13 protein-coding genes and 2 pseudogenes are annotated in these 14,403 nt (G+C 74.5%); 6 read left to right on the top strand and 9 right to left on the bottom strand.

Features of this window, described 5'->3' with window-relative positions; genetic code table 11:
* Positions 1-129 precede the first annotated feature (129 nt).
* Positions 130-1,455: pseudogene (locus JFN87_RS26745) on the bottom strand (serine/threonine-protein kinase); the annotation flags it as partial.
* Between the two features lie 788 nt (positions 1,456-2,243).
* Positions 2,244-3,287, bottom strand: coding sequence for a VOC family protein (locus JFN87_RS26740; protein WP_209343962.1), 1,044 nt, complete (start codon positions 3,285-3,287; stop codon positions 2,244-2,246).
* Between the two features lie 265 nt (positions 3,288-3,552).
* On the opposite strand from JFN87_RS26740, the gene JFN87_RS26735 reads away from it, so the two are divergent.
* Together JFN87_RS26735 and JFN87_RS26730 are read left to right on the top strand one after the other, a co-directional pair.
* Positions 3,553-4,200 carry a TetR family transcriptional regulator gene (locus tag JFN87_RS26735; protein WP_209343960.1) on the top strand — a complete coding sequence of 216 codons (648 nt, stop codon included), beginning with the start codon at positions 3,553-3,555 and terminating at the stop codon, positions 4,198-4,200.
* 51 nt (positions 4,201-4,251) lie between these two features.
* The gene (locus JFN87_RS26730; RefSeq protein ID WP_209343964.1) at positions 4,252-4,986 is read left to right on the top strand and encodes a pyridoxine/pyridoxamine 5'-phosphate oxidase; all 735 of its coding nucleotides are present in this window, start codon (positions 4,252-4,254) and stop codon (positions 4,984-4,986) included.
* Between the two features lie 8 nt (positions 4,987-4,994).
* On the opposite strand, the gene JFN87_RS26725 is transcribed toward JFN87_RS26730, so the two are convergent.
* Complete coding sequence (locus JFN87_RS26725; protein WP_209343958.1) at positions 4,995-5,645, bottom strand: GNAT family N-acetyltransferase; 651 nt, start codon at positions 5,643-5,645, stop codon at positions 4,995-4,997.
* 108 nt (positions 5,646-5,753) lie between these two features.
* Between JFN87_RS26725 and JFN87_RS26720 the strand changes: the two genes are divergently transcribed.
* Positions 5,754-6,896 (top strand): flavin-containing monooxygenase, encoded by a 1,143-nt coding sequence (locus JFN87_RS26720; protein ID WP_209343956.1) that lies wholly within the window; start codon positions 5,754-5,756, stop codon positions 6,894-6,896.
* 51 nt (positions 6,897-6,947) lie between these two features.
* Here JFN87_RS26720 and JFN87_RS26715 read toward each other — a convergent pair whose 3' ends face one another.
* Complete coding sequence (locus tag JFN87_RS26715) at positions 6,948-7,811, bottom strand: endonuclease/exonuclease/phosphatase family protein (RefSeq protein WP_209343955.1); 864 nt, start codon at positions 7,809-7,811, stop codon at positions 6,948-6,950.
* 70 nt (positions 7,812-7,881) lie between these two features.
* On the opposite strand from JFN87_RS26715, the gene JFN87_RS26710 reads away from it, so the two are divergent.
* Entirely contained in the window at positions 7,882-8,457 is a 576-nt protein-coding gene (locus JFN87_RS26710; protein WP_209343952.1) for a GNAT family N-acetyltransferase, read from the top strand.
* Here JFN87_RS26710 and JFN87_RS26705 read toward each other — a convergent pair.
* Both JFN87_RS26705 and JFN87_RS26700 read right to left on the bottom strand, forming a co-directional pair.
* Positions 8,406-8,824 (bottom strand): annotated as a pseudogene (locus JFN87_RS26705) (mycothiol transferase); the annotation flags it as partial. The gene JFN87_RS26710 and the pseudogene JFN87_RS26705 sit on opposite strands and share 52 nt — an antisense overlap.
* An 83-nt stretch (positions 8,825-8,907) precedes the next feature.
* Positions 8,908-10,200, bottom strand: coding sequence for an MFS transporter (locus tag JFN87_RS26700; protein WP_245181802.1), 1,293 nt, complete (start codon positions 10,198-10,200; stop codon positions 8,908-8,910).
* 137 nt (positions 10,201-10,337) lie between these two features.
* Between JFN87_RS26700 and JFN87_RS26695 the strand changes: the two genes are divergently transcribed.
* Positions 10,338-11,384 carry a GlxA family transcriptional regulator gene (locus tag JFN87_RS26695; RefSeq protein ID WP_209343948.1) on the top strand — a complete coding sequence of 349 codons (1,047 nt, stop codon included), beginning with the start codon at positions 10,338-10,340 and terminating at the stop codon, positions 11,382-11,384.
* A 63-nt stretch (positions 11,385-11,447) separates the two neighbouring features.
* On the opposite strand, the gene JFN87_RS26690 is transcribed toward JFN87_RS26695, so the two are convergent.
* The 3 genes from JFN87_RS26690 to JFN87_RS26680 all read right to left on the bottom strand — a co-directional run bounded on the left by JFN87_RS26690 (position 11,448) and on the right by JFN87_RS26680 (position 13,447).
* On the bottom strand, positions 11,448-12,005 hold the full coding sequence (locus tag JFN87_RS26690) for an ATP-binding protein (protein WP_209343946.1): 558 nt from the start codon (positions 12,003-12,005) through the stop codon (positions 11,448-11,450).
* Between the two features lie 473 nt (positions 12,006-12,478).
* Entirely contained in the window at positions 12,479-12,991 is a 513-nt protein-coding gene (locus tag JFN87_RS26685; RefSeq protein ID WP_209343944.1) for an EF-hand domain-containing protein, read from the bottom strand.
* 81 nt (positions 12,992-13,072) lie between these two features.
* Positions 13,073-13,447 carry an STAS domain-containing protein gene (locus tag JFN87_RS26680; protein ID WP_209343942.1) on the bottom strand — a complete coding sequence of 125 codons (375 nt, stop codon included), beginning with the start codon at positions 13,445-13,447 and terminating at the stop codon, positions 13,073-13,075.
* A 221-nt stretch (positions 13,448-13,668) separates the two neighbouring features.
* Here JFN87_RS26680 and JFN87_RS26675 point away from each other — a divergent pair, with 221 nt between their 5' ends.
* The gene (locus JFN87_RS26675; RefSeq protein ID WP_209343940.1) at positions 13,669-14,187 is read left to right on the top strand and encodes a sigma factor; all 519 of its coding nucleotides are present in this window, start codon (positions 13,669-13,671) and stop codon (positions 14,185-14,187) included.
* Positions 14,188-14,403 lie beyond the last annotated feature (216 nt).

Here is a 14,403-nt window from a genome sequence, read left to right as displayed (position 1 = left end):
CCCCCCCCCCCCCCCCCCCCCCCCCCCCCCCCCCCCCCCTCCTACTTACAGGCAGAAGACGGCATCCGAGATGGATGGAAGACAGGAGTTCAGACGCGTGCTCTACCGATCTGCCGCGGCGCCGGCCTCCGGCGCGGCCGGGTGGTGCGCCGACGCGAGCGGTCCCGGGCCGATCGGTACGGGGGAGGCGCCGAGGTGCACGGGGCCGCCGTCGGGCACCGCCTGCGGCGGGGCGGGCGGCGGCAACGAGGAGAACGCCTGCGACGGCGGCTGCGAGGGCTGCGGCTGCGCTTGGGGCTGGGGCGCCGACAGCAGGTACTGATCCTCGCGCTGCGGCGGGGCCGCCTGGACCTGTGCCCCTGCCTGGGCCCCCGCCTGGGGCTGTGCCCCCGCCTGAGGCTGCGCCCCCGGCTGTGCCTGCGCCTGGGACGGGAGCCGGTGCCGGCGGCCGGGTTGCGGCTGGGCCTGCGGCAGCGGCCCCGAGCCGCCGCGTGCGGGCACGGCAGGCTGGTGGGGTGGGTGCGAGGGCCTGGGCGGCGCCGAGACGGGTCCCGGCTTGTGGCCCTCGTTCGCGCGCCGCGCGATCATCTCGACGGCCGAGTCGGGCAGCCAGGCCGAGACCGTGCCGCTGTCGTCGCCGTCGACCGCGAACAGGTAGGGCGCGAGCTGCGCCTGGAGGTCGGCGGGCGTCGGCCGCGCGTCGGCCGCCATCGCCATGCACGCCTCGATCAGCGGCCGAAGCTCGTCCGGCAGCCCTGTCAGGTCGGGGCCCTCGCGCAGGAGCATGAAGACGGTCTCGACGGGGTTCGCGCCGTGGAAGGGCGCGTGCCCGGTCGCCGCGTAGACGAGGGTCGAGCCGAGCGAGAAGACATCGCTCGCGCCGGTCACGCTGCGCGAGTCGCGCGCCTGCTCGGGCGACATGTAGGCGGGTGTGCCGACGGCCACGTTCGTCATGGTCAGCCGGGTGTTGGAAACACCGGAGGCGATGCCGAAGTCGATGACGCGCGGGCCGTCCTCGACGACCAGCACGTTGGACGGCTTGAGGTCCCGGTGCACGAGATGCGCGGCGTGGATCGACTGGAGGGCCTCGGCGATGCCCGCGGCCAGCCAGCGCACCGCCTGGACGGGCATCGGCCCGCACTCGCCGACTATCTCCTCCAGGGACGGCGCCGGCACGTACGCGGTGGCGAGCCACGGCACGGCGGCCCTGGGGTCGGCGTCCACGACGGCCGCGGTGTAGAAGCCGCTGACGGCCCGTGCCGCCTCCACCTCGCGCGTGAAGCGGACGCGGAACAGCTGGTCCTCGGCGAGCTCGGTCCGTACGGTCTTGATCGCCACGCGGCGGCCGGACGCCGACCGCGCGAGATAGACGAGGCCCATGCCGCCGGCCCCGAGCCTGCGCAGTACCTCGAATGGGCCAATGCGTCTCGGATCGTGCTGTGTCAGCTGCTCCACCGTGAGTGCCACCTCCCCGTACGGGCCACAAAGGTACGGCCTCGTCGCCCCCGATTGTTCCTGTCCGGGGGCCGCGTTGCGAACCGGGGTGCGTAACGGGGCGCGTGTCGCAAGGTACGCGCCCGCGGGCCGCCCCCGCCCCTTACCCTGCCCCGGGCAGGGCGCCGTGCCCGGCGGGGGACCACGTGGGACGGCGTCGAGGTTCGCGCGCCCGGGCGGGGGCGCGCCCCAGGCGGGCGTGGCCCCGTGGGGGCCCGCACAGCCCCGGCTCGGCGGGTCCGGGACCCGGCCCGCGCGCGAGACGACGCCGGCACGGACTTGACGCCCTGCCCTGCCGGGCCGCCCGCGTCAGCCCGACACGGACAGGGCCGGTCCCGGAGCGGATGTGGCCCGGACCTGGGCGGGCCCTGGCCCTGCCCTGCGGGGCTGCCCGGCACGGATCGGGCCGGTCCCGGAGCGGATGTGGCCCGGACTTGTGCGTCGGCTCGGCCCGGGGCCGAGCACGGTCCGGTAGCGGTCCGGCGCAGACGGGGCGTTGCCCCGAGCGCAGCGGCGGCACAGGCCGGGCACCACCCCGCAGCGGCCCGGCGCAGCACCGGGGCAGGCGCGGCGCGGGCACGGCGCCCGTTCGGGGACAGCGCCCGGGTGGCGGGGGCAGCACGATCCGGGCGCGGCCCCGGTACGCGGATTCCCCAGCGCCCGCGGGAACCCGGCCCAGGTGCGGCGCGGGGACAGCGCCCCCGTGCTCCTCGTGGGCGCCGGGAGCAGTTCCGTGCGGCCCCTGCGACTCAGCGGTCGTCGCCGGGGTCCTCGTCCGGCTCTCGCGCGGAACGGGGCGTGGGCGCCGGCTTCGGGGGGTCCTCGGCCGGCTCGGGGGGTGCCTCGGCTGCGGGCTTCTGCTCCGGGAGGGCGTCCGCAGGCTCCGGGCGCGGTGTCGCGCCCGGCTCCGCCGGCGGCGACACCGCGGCGCCCTCGGCGCCGGCGGCCGCGACGCCCGCGGGTCGCTCCGCCAGGACCGCGAAGTCCGCGCCCTGGTCGTCCGTCAGTGCCGCCATCCGCCCGGACGGGATGTCGAAGGGCGCCTCACGCACCCGGCCGCCGAGGCGCACCACGGCCGCCGCCGTCGCGTCGCAGTCCCGTACCGCGAAGTAGTTCAGGAAGTGGCCGGGCAGGACGGCCGGGAACGCCTCCGTGATCACGCTGCGCCCGCCCACCTCCCTGTCCTCGCCGGGCTCACCGCCGCTGACGGACCACACGCGGAACGGGACCTCCTCGCCCGGCAGCCGCGGCAGGTCGCTGCCGGTGACGCCGAGCACCTCCTCGTAGAACGCGTCGACGGGCTCGGGAGCGCGGGTGTACACCTCGGTCCAGCAGAACGAGCCGGGCACGCCCTGCCGCCCGAAGCCGAAGCCGACCCGGGGGGCGGAGTCGGGGCCGGGCCCGGCGTCGGGACCGTCGTCGCCCTCGTCCTCGTCCTGCCAGAGCCCGAAGACCGCGCCGCCCGGGTCGGCCGCCAGGGCGACGACGCCGAGCCGGCCCACACGGACCGGCTCCCGCACCATCAGCCCACCCGCGCGCAGCACCCGCTGCCGGGCCCCCGCCACGTCACGCGTCGCGAAGTACACGCCCCACGAGGTCGGCATCCGCCCGTCGCGCTTCGCGACGAGGCCGGCCACCCGCTCCCCCTCGCTGAGCGCCTCCGCGTACGCGCGCGGGTCGGGGCCCGCCACGAACGTCCAGCCGAAGAGCGCGCCGTAGAACCGCTTGCCCGCTTCGAGGTCGGGGAGCGACACATCCAGCCAGCACGGAGTGCCCTCGGCGAACGCGGCCATGGTCCCGAACCTTCCGGTAGTCCGATGCCCTCCCGTTGTCCTGAGAGCAAAGCTAATGGGTGAACGGTCTCCCCGCAGTCGGAGGCGTGTTCCGAGGCGCATAACGGGCCCCTATAGGGCCCGCTCGCGCAGCCCCGCGCTAATGGAATGTGCCACGTAACCGTGCTCCTGGAAGGGGCGCCCGATAGGCCCCGCACACACCACGCATGTCCCCATTTGCAGTCGGCCAAATCGCGCGCCGATCAGCCGTCGGTAAGCTGACGGCATGACAGGACAAGTACGAACGGTCGACGGCCGCGTGGCCGGTCGACGTGGCCAGGCGACGCGGCAGAAGCTGCTCGACTGCCTCAGCGAGATGCTCAGCTCCTCGCCGTACCGGGACGTCAAAGTCATCGACGTGGCCCGGAAGGCGGGCACCTCCCCCGCGACGTTCTACCAGTACTTCCCTGACGTGGAAGGCGCGGTACTGGAGCTCGCGGAGGAAATGGCCAGGAAGAGCACCGAATTGACCGAACTGGTCTCCGGGCGCTCCTGGGCGGGCCGAGCGGGATGGCAGTCGGCGGAGGAACTCGTCGACGGATTCCTCGACTTCTGGCGCAGACACGACGCGATTCTCCGCGTGATCGATCTCGGTGACGCGGAAGGAGACAAACGGTTCTCCAAGATCCGCATGAAGATCCTGAACTCGATCACCCACTCCCTCACGGAATCGGTGAAGGAACTCCAGGCGAAGGGCAGGGTCGACAAGGACGTCGTACCCGCGGGGATCGCGGGCTCCCTGGTCGTGATGCTCTCGGCCGCGGCCTCCCACCAGAAGGGATTCCAGACCTGGGGCGTGAAACAGGCGGATCTCAAGACGAGTCTCGCCCTTCTCGTCCATCTCGGTGTGACGGGCAGGAAACCGACGCGCTGAATCGCGCCCTGAATCGCGCACTGAATGGGGCGTTGAATGGGGCGTATGCCGATGCGCGAGAACGACGCCCCGAACCCCACTGAACCCCCCAGCCCCTTCGCGTTCCGGGCGCTGCTGCGCGAGCAGCGTGTCTGGGACACCGGGGACGCGGGCCTGCCACCGTTCGACCCGGCACAGGCGCCGGGAGACCCGCTCACGCTGTTCCACCTGTGGTTCGCCGAGGCCGCGGCCGCCGGGCAGCCCGAGCCCCACACCATGACGCTCGCCACCGTGGGCGCCGACGGCCTGCCGGACGCCCGCACGGTGATGCTGCACGACGCGGACGAGCGCGGCTGGCACTTCGCCACGCACACGACCAGCCGCAAGGGCCGCCAGCTCGCCGCGCGCCCCTACGCGGCGCTCGCCTTCTACTGGCACGCGCAGGCACGGGCCGTACGCGTGCGAGGCCCGGTCCACCCGGTACCGCAGGACGAGACGAGCGCGGACCTGCACGCACGCTCGACGGGTGCGCTGGCCGCGGCGCTCGCCGGACGGCAGAGCGAAGTGCTCGGCTCGCGGGAGGAGTTGCGGAGTACGTACGAGTCGGCCTGGCGGCGCGCCGAGCGCGATCCCGCGGCGGAGGCGCCGACGTGGACCGGTCATGTCGTCGTCCCTGACGAGGTGGAGTTCTTCCAGGGCGACGCGCACCGGCAGCACGTACGGCTGCGTTACGTACGGGACGTTCAGGATGTTCGGGACGCGGCGGACTCCGGCCCGGTGTGGAGGCGGGAGCTGCTCTGGCCCTGAAGCCGTGCCTAGCAGCCGACGGGCCCCGGCTCGGGATCCGTGGCGAGCCTCGCGTGCAGATGCGCGTCGCGGAAGCGGCTCGTGTCGCCGGCCTCGAACATCTCGCCGCGCATGGCCCCCTCGTACCGGTAGCCGCACCGCTTGGCGACCCGGCAGGACGCCTCGTGGCCGACGGCGTGGCCGAGGGACAGGCGGTGCAGCCCGACCTCGTCGAACGCCCAGCGCGTGAACACGGTCAGGGCGCGGCGGGCGATGCCGCGACCGCGCTCCTCCGGCAGGACCCAGTAGCCGATGGTGCCGCGCCGCATCCACAGGTCGAGCACGCCGACGCCGACGCTGCCGATCGCCTCGGCGGAAGCGCCGGGTTCGTCGCGGGCGATCGCGAGCACGCAGCCGACGCCGTTCTCGTAATCGAGCGCACGAGCCCGTACCCACTCCAGCGCCTCGTCCTCGGTCTCCACCAGCAGCTTCGGTGTGTTCCACCGCCGGTAGGCGGGATCGGCGACACCGCGCACGATGGCGGACGCGTCGCCGGGCCGCCACGGGCGCAGGTGGAGGCCGAGGCCGCGGATGCCGAGGGTCGCGGCGGGCGGCAGCCGGGCCGCGGAGCCTGGCGGAGAGCCGGGCGGGCCGGAGGGTGAGCCGGACGGGGAGGTCATCGCACCATTGTGCGCGCGTGCCGCGCGTGTACGCGCGTGATCCTTTCGAGACCGATTCAGGTCACGACCGAGACCTGCCGCGCGGGCCCCGGATGAGAACTTTTTGTCATGTCCGACCACACAACCGCCGCATCGACCGCCGCGTCCGGCAGCGCACAGGAGCTCCCCGTCTACGTGATCGGCGCGGGCCCCGGCGGTCTTGCCGTCGCTGCGGCGCTGCGGGAGCGCGGCGTGCGGGCGGTGGTGCTGGAGAAGTCGGACGCGGTCGGCGCCTCCTGGCGCGGCCACTACGACCGGCTGCACCTGCACACGACGCGGCGCTGGTCGTCCCTGCCGGGCCTGCGGATGCCGAGGTCGTTCGGGCGGTGGGCGGCACGCGACAAGGTCGTCGTCTACCTGGAGAAGTACGCGCGCTTCCACGGCCTCGACGTCGTGACGGGCGTCGAGGTGACGCGCGTCGAACGCGCCGGGGACGGCGGCGGCTGGCTGCTGCGGGCCACGGGTGGACGGGAGTTGACGGCGCGCGCGGTGGTCGTGGCGACGGGGTACAACCACACGCCGAAGCTGCCGGCGTGGCCCGGCGCCGACTCGTACACGGGCGAGCTGCGGCACGCGGGCGAGTACCGCAACGCGGCGCCGTACGAGGGCAGGGACGTGCTGGTGGTGGGCGTCGGCAACACCGGCGCCGAGATCGCGGTCGACCTCGCGGAGGGCGGTGCGGCGCGCGTGCGGCTAGCGGTGCGCACGCCGCCGCACATCCTGCGCCGCTCGACGCTCGGCTGGCCGGCCCAGGCGAGCGGGATCCTGTGCCGCCGCCTGCCTAAGGCGCTCGTGGACCGGGTGGCGCGCGGCCTGACACTGCACGCCCCGGGCATCGGCCGTCCGGAGAAGGGCCTGGCGACGCGGGCGCGCGAGGGCGCGATCCCGGTGCAGGACGTGGGCCTGGTGAAGGCGGTCAGGAAGGGCAGAGTCGAACCGGTCGCGGCCGTCGAGTCGTTCGAGGGCGGGAAGGTGACGCTGGCGGACGGTTCGGTGATCACGCCGGACGCGGTGATCGCCGCGACCGGCTACAGCAGGGGGCTCGAACCGTTCCTCGGCCATCTGGGCGTCCTGACCGCCGAGGGCAGGCCCGTCAGGCGCCCGCCGGCGGGGCTGTACTTCACGGGCTACACGAACCCGCTGAGCGGGATGCTGCGCGAACTGGCGAGGACGGCGCCGAAGATCGCCCACGCGATAGCCCGCGCACGCTGACCGCGCACGCTCCCCTTACGGCTGCTGTCACGACTGCTGTCACGGCTGCTGTCACGGCTGCTGCTCGCGCCACAGGCCCGGGGTGTGGTCGGGCGGCGTCAGGTCGGCGACCACGCCGTAGTGGTCGCTCGCCTGCACACCGTCCACCGGTTCCACGAGGACCCTGCGGCACGAGGAGACGCGCAGCCCCGGCCCGTAGAGGCCGCAGCGCAGCAGGATGTAGTCGATGCGGCGGTCCTGCGCCTCGGGCATGTCGCCGCGGCGCACGAGCGGGTTGCGGGGGCTGAACGTGGGCCCCGGCTCCCCGGGGTGCACGGCGGACCACGCGTCCTGGAAGCAGACGCTCGTGCCGCCCAGCGATTGCGAGCCGCGCAGGAAGCGCAGGCTCGCGGCCCCGGGTGACGCGTCGAGGTCCCCGAGCAGCACGGTGTGGCGCACGGGCCGCTCGGCGGCCACCTCGGCCGCGGTCTCGTCGGCGAGGCGGGCGGCGGCGAGCGCCTGCAACTCCCGTTCGTGCTCGTAGCCGTAGGGCCAGCTCGGCTTGTGGTGGATCACGAGCAGCGGGCCGATGGGCTCGGGGAACGTGAGCTCGGCGGCGACGGCTCCGCACCAGTCGGTGCGCGCCGTACGTGCGGTCACCTGGAGTGTGTCCGCAGTGGTGTGCCCGAAGGGGCGGCGTGCCGCCAGCACGGCTCCCACGCCGTCGGACGACCACCGCGGATGCGGGACGACGTGCCACCCGGCCCCGACGAGCTCCGCCACGTCCTCGCGCGTCACCTCCTGGAGCGCCAGCACGTCGGGGCGCAGACGTTGGATCTCCCGCGCCAGGACGGCACGCCTGCTCGCGCCGTCCGCGTACTGCGGCGCCAGCACGTTCATGGTCATCAACCTGACGCCCGAGGCCGTTTCGCTCATCGTCCCAGCCTGGCACGGTATGGCGTACGTTGCCGTGGGGCCGCCGTCTCGCCCGGGAGGACGTCGCGACATGAGCGCCGCAGGACCGCAGGCCATTCCGACCCGCAGGCTCGACCTGCTGCCGCTCGCGGCCGAGCACGCCGGTGAGATGGCCGCGGCGCTGTCCGACCCCGGGCTGCACCGCTTCATCGGTGGTGCCCCTCTGGGCGCGGAGGCGCTGCGCCTGCGCTACGAGAAGCTGGTCGCGGGGTCGCCCGATCCGGCCGTCCACTGGTGGAACTGGGTGATACGGCTTCGCGAGGCCGGCTGCCTGGTGGGCACGGTCCAGGCGACGGTCGCCCCGGCGGAGGGCGGTCGCGTCGCCGAGGTCGCGTGGGTGGTGGGTACGCCGTGGCAGGGCCGCGGGATCGCCACGGAGGCGGCGCGCGGGTTGGCCGGCCTGCTGGCCGGGCAGCCGATCTCGGCCGTGATCGCGCACATCCACCCATCCCACGTGGCCTCGGCCGCCGTCGCGGCCGCGATCGGGCTCACGCCGACGGAGATGCGGCAGGACGGCGAGGTGAGGTGGCACATGCCGGCCGGCCACCGCCGGGGTCAGGCCCCCGGCCCCGCCTCCCGGGCGACGCGCTCCAGCCGCGACCTGTAGCTCTCCCACCACACCCGATCGCCCGGCGCCATGGAGCGGTTGCCCTTGTCCATGCCGACTGCGCCGCCAGGAGCTCCCGCAGGATGTCGGCGTGCCCGGCGTGACGGTGTGTGTCGGCGATGAGGCGCACCACGGCGTGGTGCAGCGTCAGTTCGTCACGTCCTACGGGCCACCAGGCCACCTTGCCGACGGTGTCGAGCGGTAGCGCGTCGATCGTGGCGTCCGCGTGCGCCCATGTCCGGTGGTAGAGGTCGACGATGTCCGCGCGCGACTCGTCTGCGGTGGCCCACATGTCCGCGTTGGGCTCGGCACCGGCCCCCAGCCAGGGCAGCGGCCCATCAACGGGGCGGCCGAACGTCTCGCCGACCGGACGGTCTGTCGACCGCGTCACGCCCGTCCAACGCTATTTCACGCGGCGGGCGTTGGACGGCGGCCGACCATGGCCGCCGTCTACCCCGCCGCCGGAACGCCGGCCGCGGCCGCCGCGGTGGACGGTGTGCGGCGTACCACCAGCGCCATCAGCGCCGCCACGGCGCACAGCGCGCCCGCCGCGTACCAGACCACGTCGTACGTTCCGAAGACGTCGCGTGCCACGCCGCCCGCCCAGGCCACCACCGCCGCGCCCACCTGGTGTGCCGCAAGGACCCAGCCGAAGACGATCGCGCTGTCCTCGCCGTAGTGCTCGCGGCACAGCGCGATCGTGGGCGGCACCGTGGCGACCCAGTCGAGTCCGTAGAAGACGATGAAGAACAGCATCGTGGGGTGGATCGACGGCCCGAGCAGCACGGGCAGGAACAGCAGTGACACCCCGCGCAGCGTGTAGTAGATCGCCAGCAGCCGCCGCGCGTCGAGGCGGTCCGTGAACCAGCCGGACGCCACCGTGCCGACCACGTCGAACACGCCGATCACCGCCAGCAGCGACGCGGCCGCCGTGACGGGCAGCCCGTGGTCGTGCGCCGCCGGCACGAAGTCCGTCTTGACCAGGCCGTTCGTGGTGGCCCCGCACACCGCGAACGACCCGGCGAGCAGCCAGAAGGGGCCGGTCCTCGCGGCCGACGCCAGCACGCCGACGGCCCGCCGCGCCGCGCCCGTCGCGGGCGGCGGCTTCGCCACGAACTTCGGTGCGCCGTACGGCGCGAGCCCCACGTCCGCCGGGTGGTCCCGCATCAGCAGCACCACCAGCGGCACGACCGCCGCAGCCGACAGCCCCACGGTCACCGCGGCGGGGCGCCAGCCGTGGTGGGTGACCAGCCAGGACGCGACGGGCAGGAAGACCAGTTGGCCCGAAGCGCTCGCCGCCGTGAGGATTCCCGTGACGAGGCCGCGCCGCGCGACGAACCACCTGTTGGTGACGGTCGCCGCGAACGCCAGCGCCATCGAGCCGCTGCCGAGGCCGACCAGCACGCCCCAGTACAGGATCAGTTGCCACACGGCGTGCATCCACACCGTGAGGAGGGAGCCCGTCGCGATGACGGTGAGGGCCAGCGCGACGACCCGCCTGATGCCGAAGCGGTCCATCAGCGCGGCGGCGAACGGCGCGGTCAGCCCGTAGAGGGCGAGGTTGACGGAGACGGCGAGGCCGATCGTCCCTCGCGACCAGCCGAACTCGGCGTGCAGGGGGTCGATGAGGAGGCCGGGCAGCGACATGAAGGCGGCGGCGCCCACGATGGTCACGAAGGTGACCGCGGCCACGAACCACGCGCGGTGCGGGCGGAAGCGCCTGCCGGTGGACGCGCCGGTCAGCGCGGGGCCGTGGGTCTCGTCCGGGGACGTCTCCGGCGGGTGCTCGTTCTGGGTCGTCGGATTCACGTCAGCCAGCATCCGGTCCCGTGCATCGCACGGCCAGTGGCCCGATGGCCATGGTTCGGTACGATCGGGCCATGACCATCACGTCCGGCACGCCCCGCGTCCAGCGACCCGCTGAGCCGGGGGCCGCGGAGCGGGCGGCGGCGCCGCACCGCATCGCCGTCCTCGCGCTCGACGGCGTGATCCCGTTCGAGCTCGGCATCCCGCAGCGCATCTTCGACCGCGCCCGCGGGCCCGCGGGCGAGCGGCTGTACACGGTCACCACCTGCGCGGTCGTCGCCCCAGGGCCCGTACGCACGAGCGCGGACTACGCGATCGTCGTCGAGCACGGCCCCGAGGTCCTCGACGACGCCGACACGGTGATCGTCCCCGCCTCGTACGAGCTGGGTCCCGTCTACAAGCGCGGCACGCTGACCGGCGGCCTGGCCGCCGCCCTCGGGCGCGTGCGTCCCGGCACGCGGTTCGTGTCGATCTGCACCGGCAGCTTCGTGCTCGCCGCCGCCGGGCTGCTCGACGGGCGTCCCGCCACCACCCACTGGAGCAGCGCCGCCGCCCTTCAGCGGCTGCACCCGCGCGTCCGGGTCGACCCGAACGTCCTGTTCGTCGACGACGGCGACGTCCTGACCTCGGCGGGCGTCGCCGCGGGCATCGACCTGTGCCTGCACATCGTGCGCCGGGACCACGGCGCCGCCGTCGCCAACGAGGTCGCACGCCACACCGTCGTCCCGCCGTTCCGCGACGGCGGACAGGCGCAGTACATCGAACGGCCGCTGCCCCAGCCGCAGCAGGCCACCACGGCCGCGGCCCGCGCCTGGGCGCTCTCCCGCCTCGACGAGCCCATCACGCTGCGGGACATGGCCGAGCGCGAGTCCATGTCCGTGCGGACGTTCACCCGTCGCTTCCGCGAGGAGGTCGGCGTCAGCCTCGGGCAGTGGCTGGTGCTCCAGCGCGTCGAGCGCGCACGGCAGTTGCTGGAGTCGACGGACCTGTCCGTCGACCGGATCGCGCGGGATGCGGGGTTCGGCACGGCCCAGTCGATGCGCCAGCACCTCCGTGCGACGCTGGGCGTCGGCCCGACGGCGTACCGCCGCACCTTCCGCGCACGCGGCAGCGCGGCCTGAGCGGGCGCGCGGCTTGAGCGGGCGTGCGGTCGGGCAGGGTGCGCGGTCAGGCAGGGTGCGCGGTCAGGCAGGGTGCGGGAGCGCCTGGGGCTCCGGGCGTGCGCCGCGGCCGTCCGGCACGAGGACCACGCCGGGCAGCCCACGCACCGCCGGCGCATCGGGCGCGTCGAGCGCCCCGGGCGCCATGGCGGCCGCCGCCGCGCCGCAGGCGCCGCACGCGCCCGCCCCGTCCACCTCGCACCAGATGCGCTTGCCCGCGCCCTCCGGCTGCCAGCCCCACCGGTCGGCGAGCCCCTCGACCAGTTCGAGCCCGCGGCCCCCGGTGTCCTCGCCCTCCGCGTACCGGGGCATCGGCGGCGTGGCGCACGCGTCCGCCACCTCGACCCTTACGGTGCCCGCGTCGGCGGCGCCGAGGCCGAACAGCATGCGCAGTACCGCCGGGCAACCGGTGTGCACCACGGCGTTGGTGACCAGTTCCGAGACGATCAGGACCAGGGTGTCCGCGAGTTGCTCGTCACGGTCGGCCCCCGAGCCGGCGAGCCGCGCGCGGGCCCACCGTCTGGCCCGGCCGACCTCCGCCGGGTCCGCGCCGATCTCCAACTGCATCTGAAGCACCTGCACCGTTCACACCATCCGAACCGGCGGACACATCGCCTCGCGCCTCGACAAGCACTCTGTCCGCCGCACCACGACAGGGTCGGCGTGACGGACCGTGACTCCGTTGATTCCCTTGTACGGCAGCATGGTTGACGTACAGTCACCGATACAAGCGCTTCGGGCATATTCCAGCGCGAAGGAGTACGCGTGCCGCATACTGTGCGACGCCCGGAGCGGGGTATCGAACACGGGCGCCCGTCGGGTCCTCGGTGACGTGCGGGCGAGGCGCGCCGCGCCGGCGGCATCAGCCGCCTCACCGGCGCCTGTGCCGGCTTCCGCGCCCGCACCGTCTCGCACCCCACGGAGCGTACCGGAGCACCGGGACGACTCCCGCCCGTGACGGCACGGCGCGGGCAAAGTCCACGCCAGGGAGCACCGTCCGGCCGCATCCGCCACGCAGGGTCACGGGCGGCGGCCGGGCGGTACCGGGACCGGGCCTACGGCTCCGGCGTGACGTAGTACTCCGCGAACGCGGTGAGGAGTTCGTCCTCGCCGATCCGCCCGTCGCCGTCCCCGTCCACCGCGGCCGCGACCCCGTCCGCGGCCTCCGCCGCGACGCCGAGCACACCGAGACCGCGCACCAGGGCCGCCCGGGTGACGCCCCTGCCGTCCTCGTCGGCCACGGCGATCGCGGCGTGCAGGAAGGGCCTGGCGATCTCGGCGAACCGCCGCGGGTTGTCGCGCAGCCGCTTGACCGCTCCCGTCAGGAACTCCTCGCGGCTGACGCGCTCGTCGCCGTCCACGTCCGCCATCCCGGCCATGCCCTGCCAGAACGCCTCAGCGCCGCTGTAGAGCGCCTGGCCCTTGTCCGACCTGGCCGTGACACCGAACTCGGCGAGCAGCGCGGCCGCGGCCCCACTGAACTCCTCGCGGTCGATGCAGCCGTCGTGGTCCTGGTCGAAGGCCGCGAACCTGGAGGCGATCTCGCGGTCGTACTGTGCGCTGTCCATGCCGGGAGATTACGACGGCACGGCGCGGCGCGACGCCCGCTTACTCCGAACGCGGGATATCCCTGATGCCTGCCCGGATCGCTACGCGGACAGCGGTTGCGCCTCGTCGTCGGCCGCCGCGTCCGCGTCGGGGAAGACCTCGAACAGACGACGCACACCGAGCGCCGCGAGCACGCGGTTGACGTGCGAGCCCTCGGTGGCGCCGCTCTCGGGCAGCACGACCCTGAGCGCGCCGCGGCACGAGTGCAGCAGGCGGCGCGACGCGATGAGGACGCCGACCCCGCTGGAGTCGCAGAAGTACACGTCCGACAGGTCGACGACGATCTCGCGGTGCCCGTCGGCGACGGCCTCGTGGACTCTGCGGCGCACCTCGGGGGAGGTCATGAGATCGAGCTCACCGGCTATCCGGAGCACGGTCCAGCGGCCTTGTGCGGCCTCGTCGACGCTGAGACTCACGCGCCCCGAACCTCCCTCGCCCCCCGGTCTGCGCACCCGCCGATCGGGTGTCCATCTTCCGGGCCTGCCCCGGTCGCCCCGTCCGAAACATATGAGCCGAAGCGGAACCGGGAAGGGGGGCGCACTTGACGCAAAGGGGCGTGCGCCGTGGGCACCGGCGGATACATTCGAAGCGCGGCGGCGCGGAGCGATCTGCGGCACGGAGCGATCTGGGGGCGGACATGGCGGCGGGGACATCGCACCGCTGGGACCGCGGCATGCGGCAGCGCCTGGCGCGCGGCGAGGAGGCCGCGCTCGGCGAGCTGTACGACCGGCTCGCGCCGACGGTGCACAGCCTCGCGCACCGCGTGCTGGAGGACGACAGCGGTGCGGACGGCGTGACGCGCGAGGTATTCGCGCACGTGTGGCAGCACCCGGAGGAGTTCGACCCCGGGCGCGGCACGCTGCGCAGCTGGATGGCGGGGCTGGCGAGCGAGCGGGCCGTGCGGCGGCTGCGGGAGGGCGGCGGCGCGTCCGAGGAGCGGATACGCGCGGCCGCCACGGCGGCCAGGGCGGACTTCATCGCGACGTCGATGCCGTCGTCGCTGCGTGAGGCGCTGGAGTCGGCGTACCGCAGGCGCCGCACCTACCGCGAGACGGCGCGTGAGCTGGACGTCACGGAGGACGAGGCGCGCCGCAGGCTGCGCCTGGGGCTCCAGCTCCTGTCCTCGGCCGGCACCCCGGCGGAAGGCACACGGTGAGCGGCCCCGGCTGCGGCCCGGGCCCCGGTCCGGGCGCGGGCCCCGACCCCGGCAGCGAGGGCACGCGGCCTGCATCCGGGCCGGCGCCCGGACCCCGGGACGATGCGGGAGGGGCCGCGCCGCGGGTCCCCGGGCCCGGCGCCGACGGCACGGCGGCAGACGACGGGCGCGGGCCCGGTGACGCCTCAGCGGGGCGGACGGGCACGGAGCAGGCGG

Source organism: Streptomyces montanisoli, from assembly GCF_017813245.1.
Classification (GTDB): Bacteria; Actinomycetota; Actinomycetes; order Streptomycetales; family Streptomycetaceae; genus Streptomyces; species Streptomyces montanisoli.
This window is presented reverse-complemented; position numbering and strand designations above follow the sequence as displayed.

What these genes read in the sequence shown, in the direction of transcription:
- JFN87_RS26675 (WP_209343940.1), top strand. Translation starts at nt 13,669, where the DNA reads ATGGCGGCGGGGACATCGCACCGCTGGGACCGCGGCATGCGGCAGCGC.
- JFN87_RS26740 (WP_209343962.1), bottom strand. Translation starts at nt 3,287, where the DNA reads ATGGCCGCGTTCGCCGAGGGCACTCCGTGCTGGCTGGATGTGTCGCTC.
- JFN87_RS26735 (WP_209343960.1), top strand. Translation starts at nt 3,553, where the DNA reads ATGACAGGACAAGTACGAACGGTCGACGGCCGCGTGGCCGGTCGACGT.
- JFN87_RS26695 (WP_209343948.1), top strand. Translation starts at nt 10,338, where the DNA reads ATGACCATCACGTCCGGCACGCCCCGCGTCCAGCGACCCGCTGAGCCG.
- JFN87_RS26685 (WP_209343944.1), bottom strand. Translation starts at nt 12,991, where the DNA reads ATGGACAGCGCACAGTACGACCGCGAGATCGCCTCCAGGTTCGCGGCC.
- JFN87_RS26720 (WP_209343956.1), top strand. Translation starts at nt 5,754, where the DNA reads ATGTCCGACCACACAACCGCCGCATCGACCGCCGCGTCCGGCAGCGCA.
- JFN87_RS26725 (WP_209343958.1), bottom strand. Translation starts at nt 5,645, where the DNA reads ATGACCTCCCCGTCCGGCTCACCCTCCGGCCCGCCCGGCTCTCCGCCA.
- JFN87_RS26710 (WP_209343952.1), top strand. Translation starts at nt 7,882, where the DNA reads ATGAGCGCCGCAGGACCGCAGGCCATTCCGACCCGCAGGCTCGACCTG.
- JFN87_RS26715 (WP_209343955.1), bottom strand. Translation starts at nt 7,811, where the DNA reads ATGAGCGAAACGGCCTCGGGCGTCAGGTTGATGACCATGAACGTGCTG.
- JFN87_RS26730 (WP_209343964.1), top strand. Translation starts at nt 4,252, where the DNA reads ATGCGCGAGAACGACGCCCCGAACCCCACTGAACCCCCCAGCCCCTTC.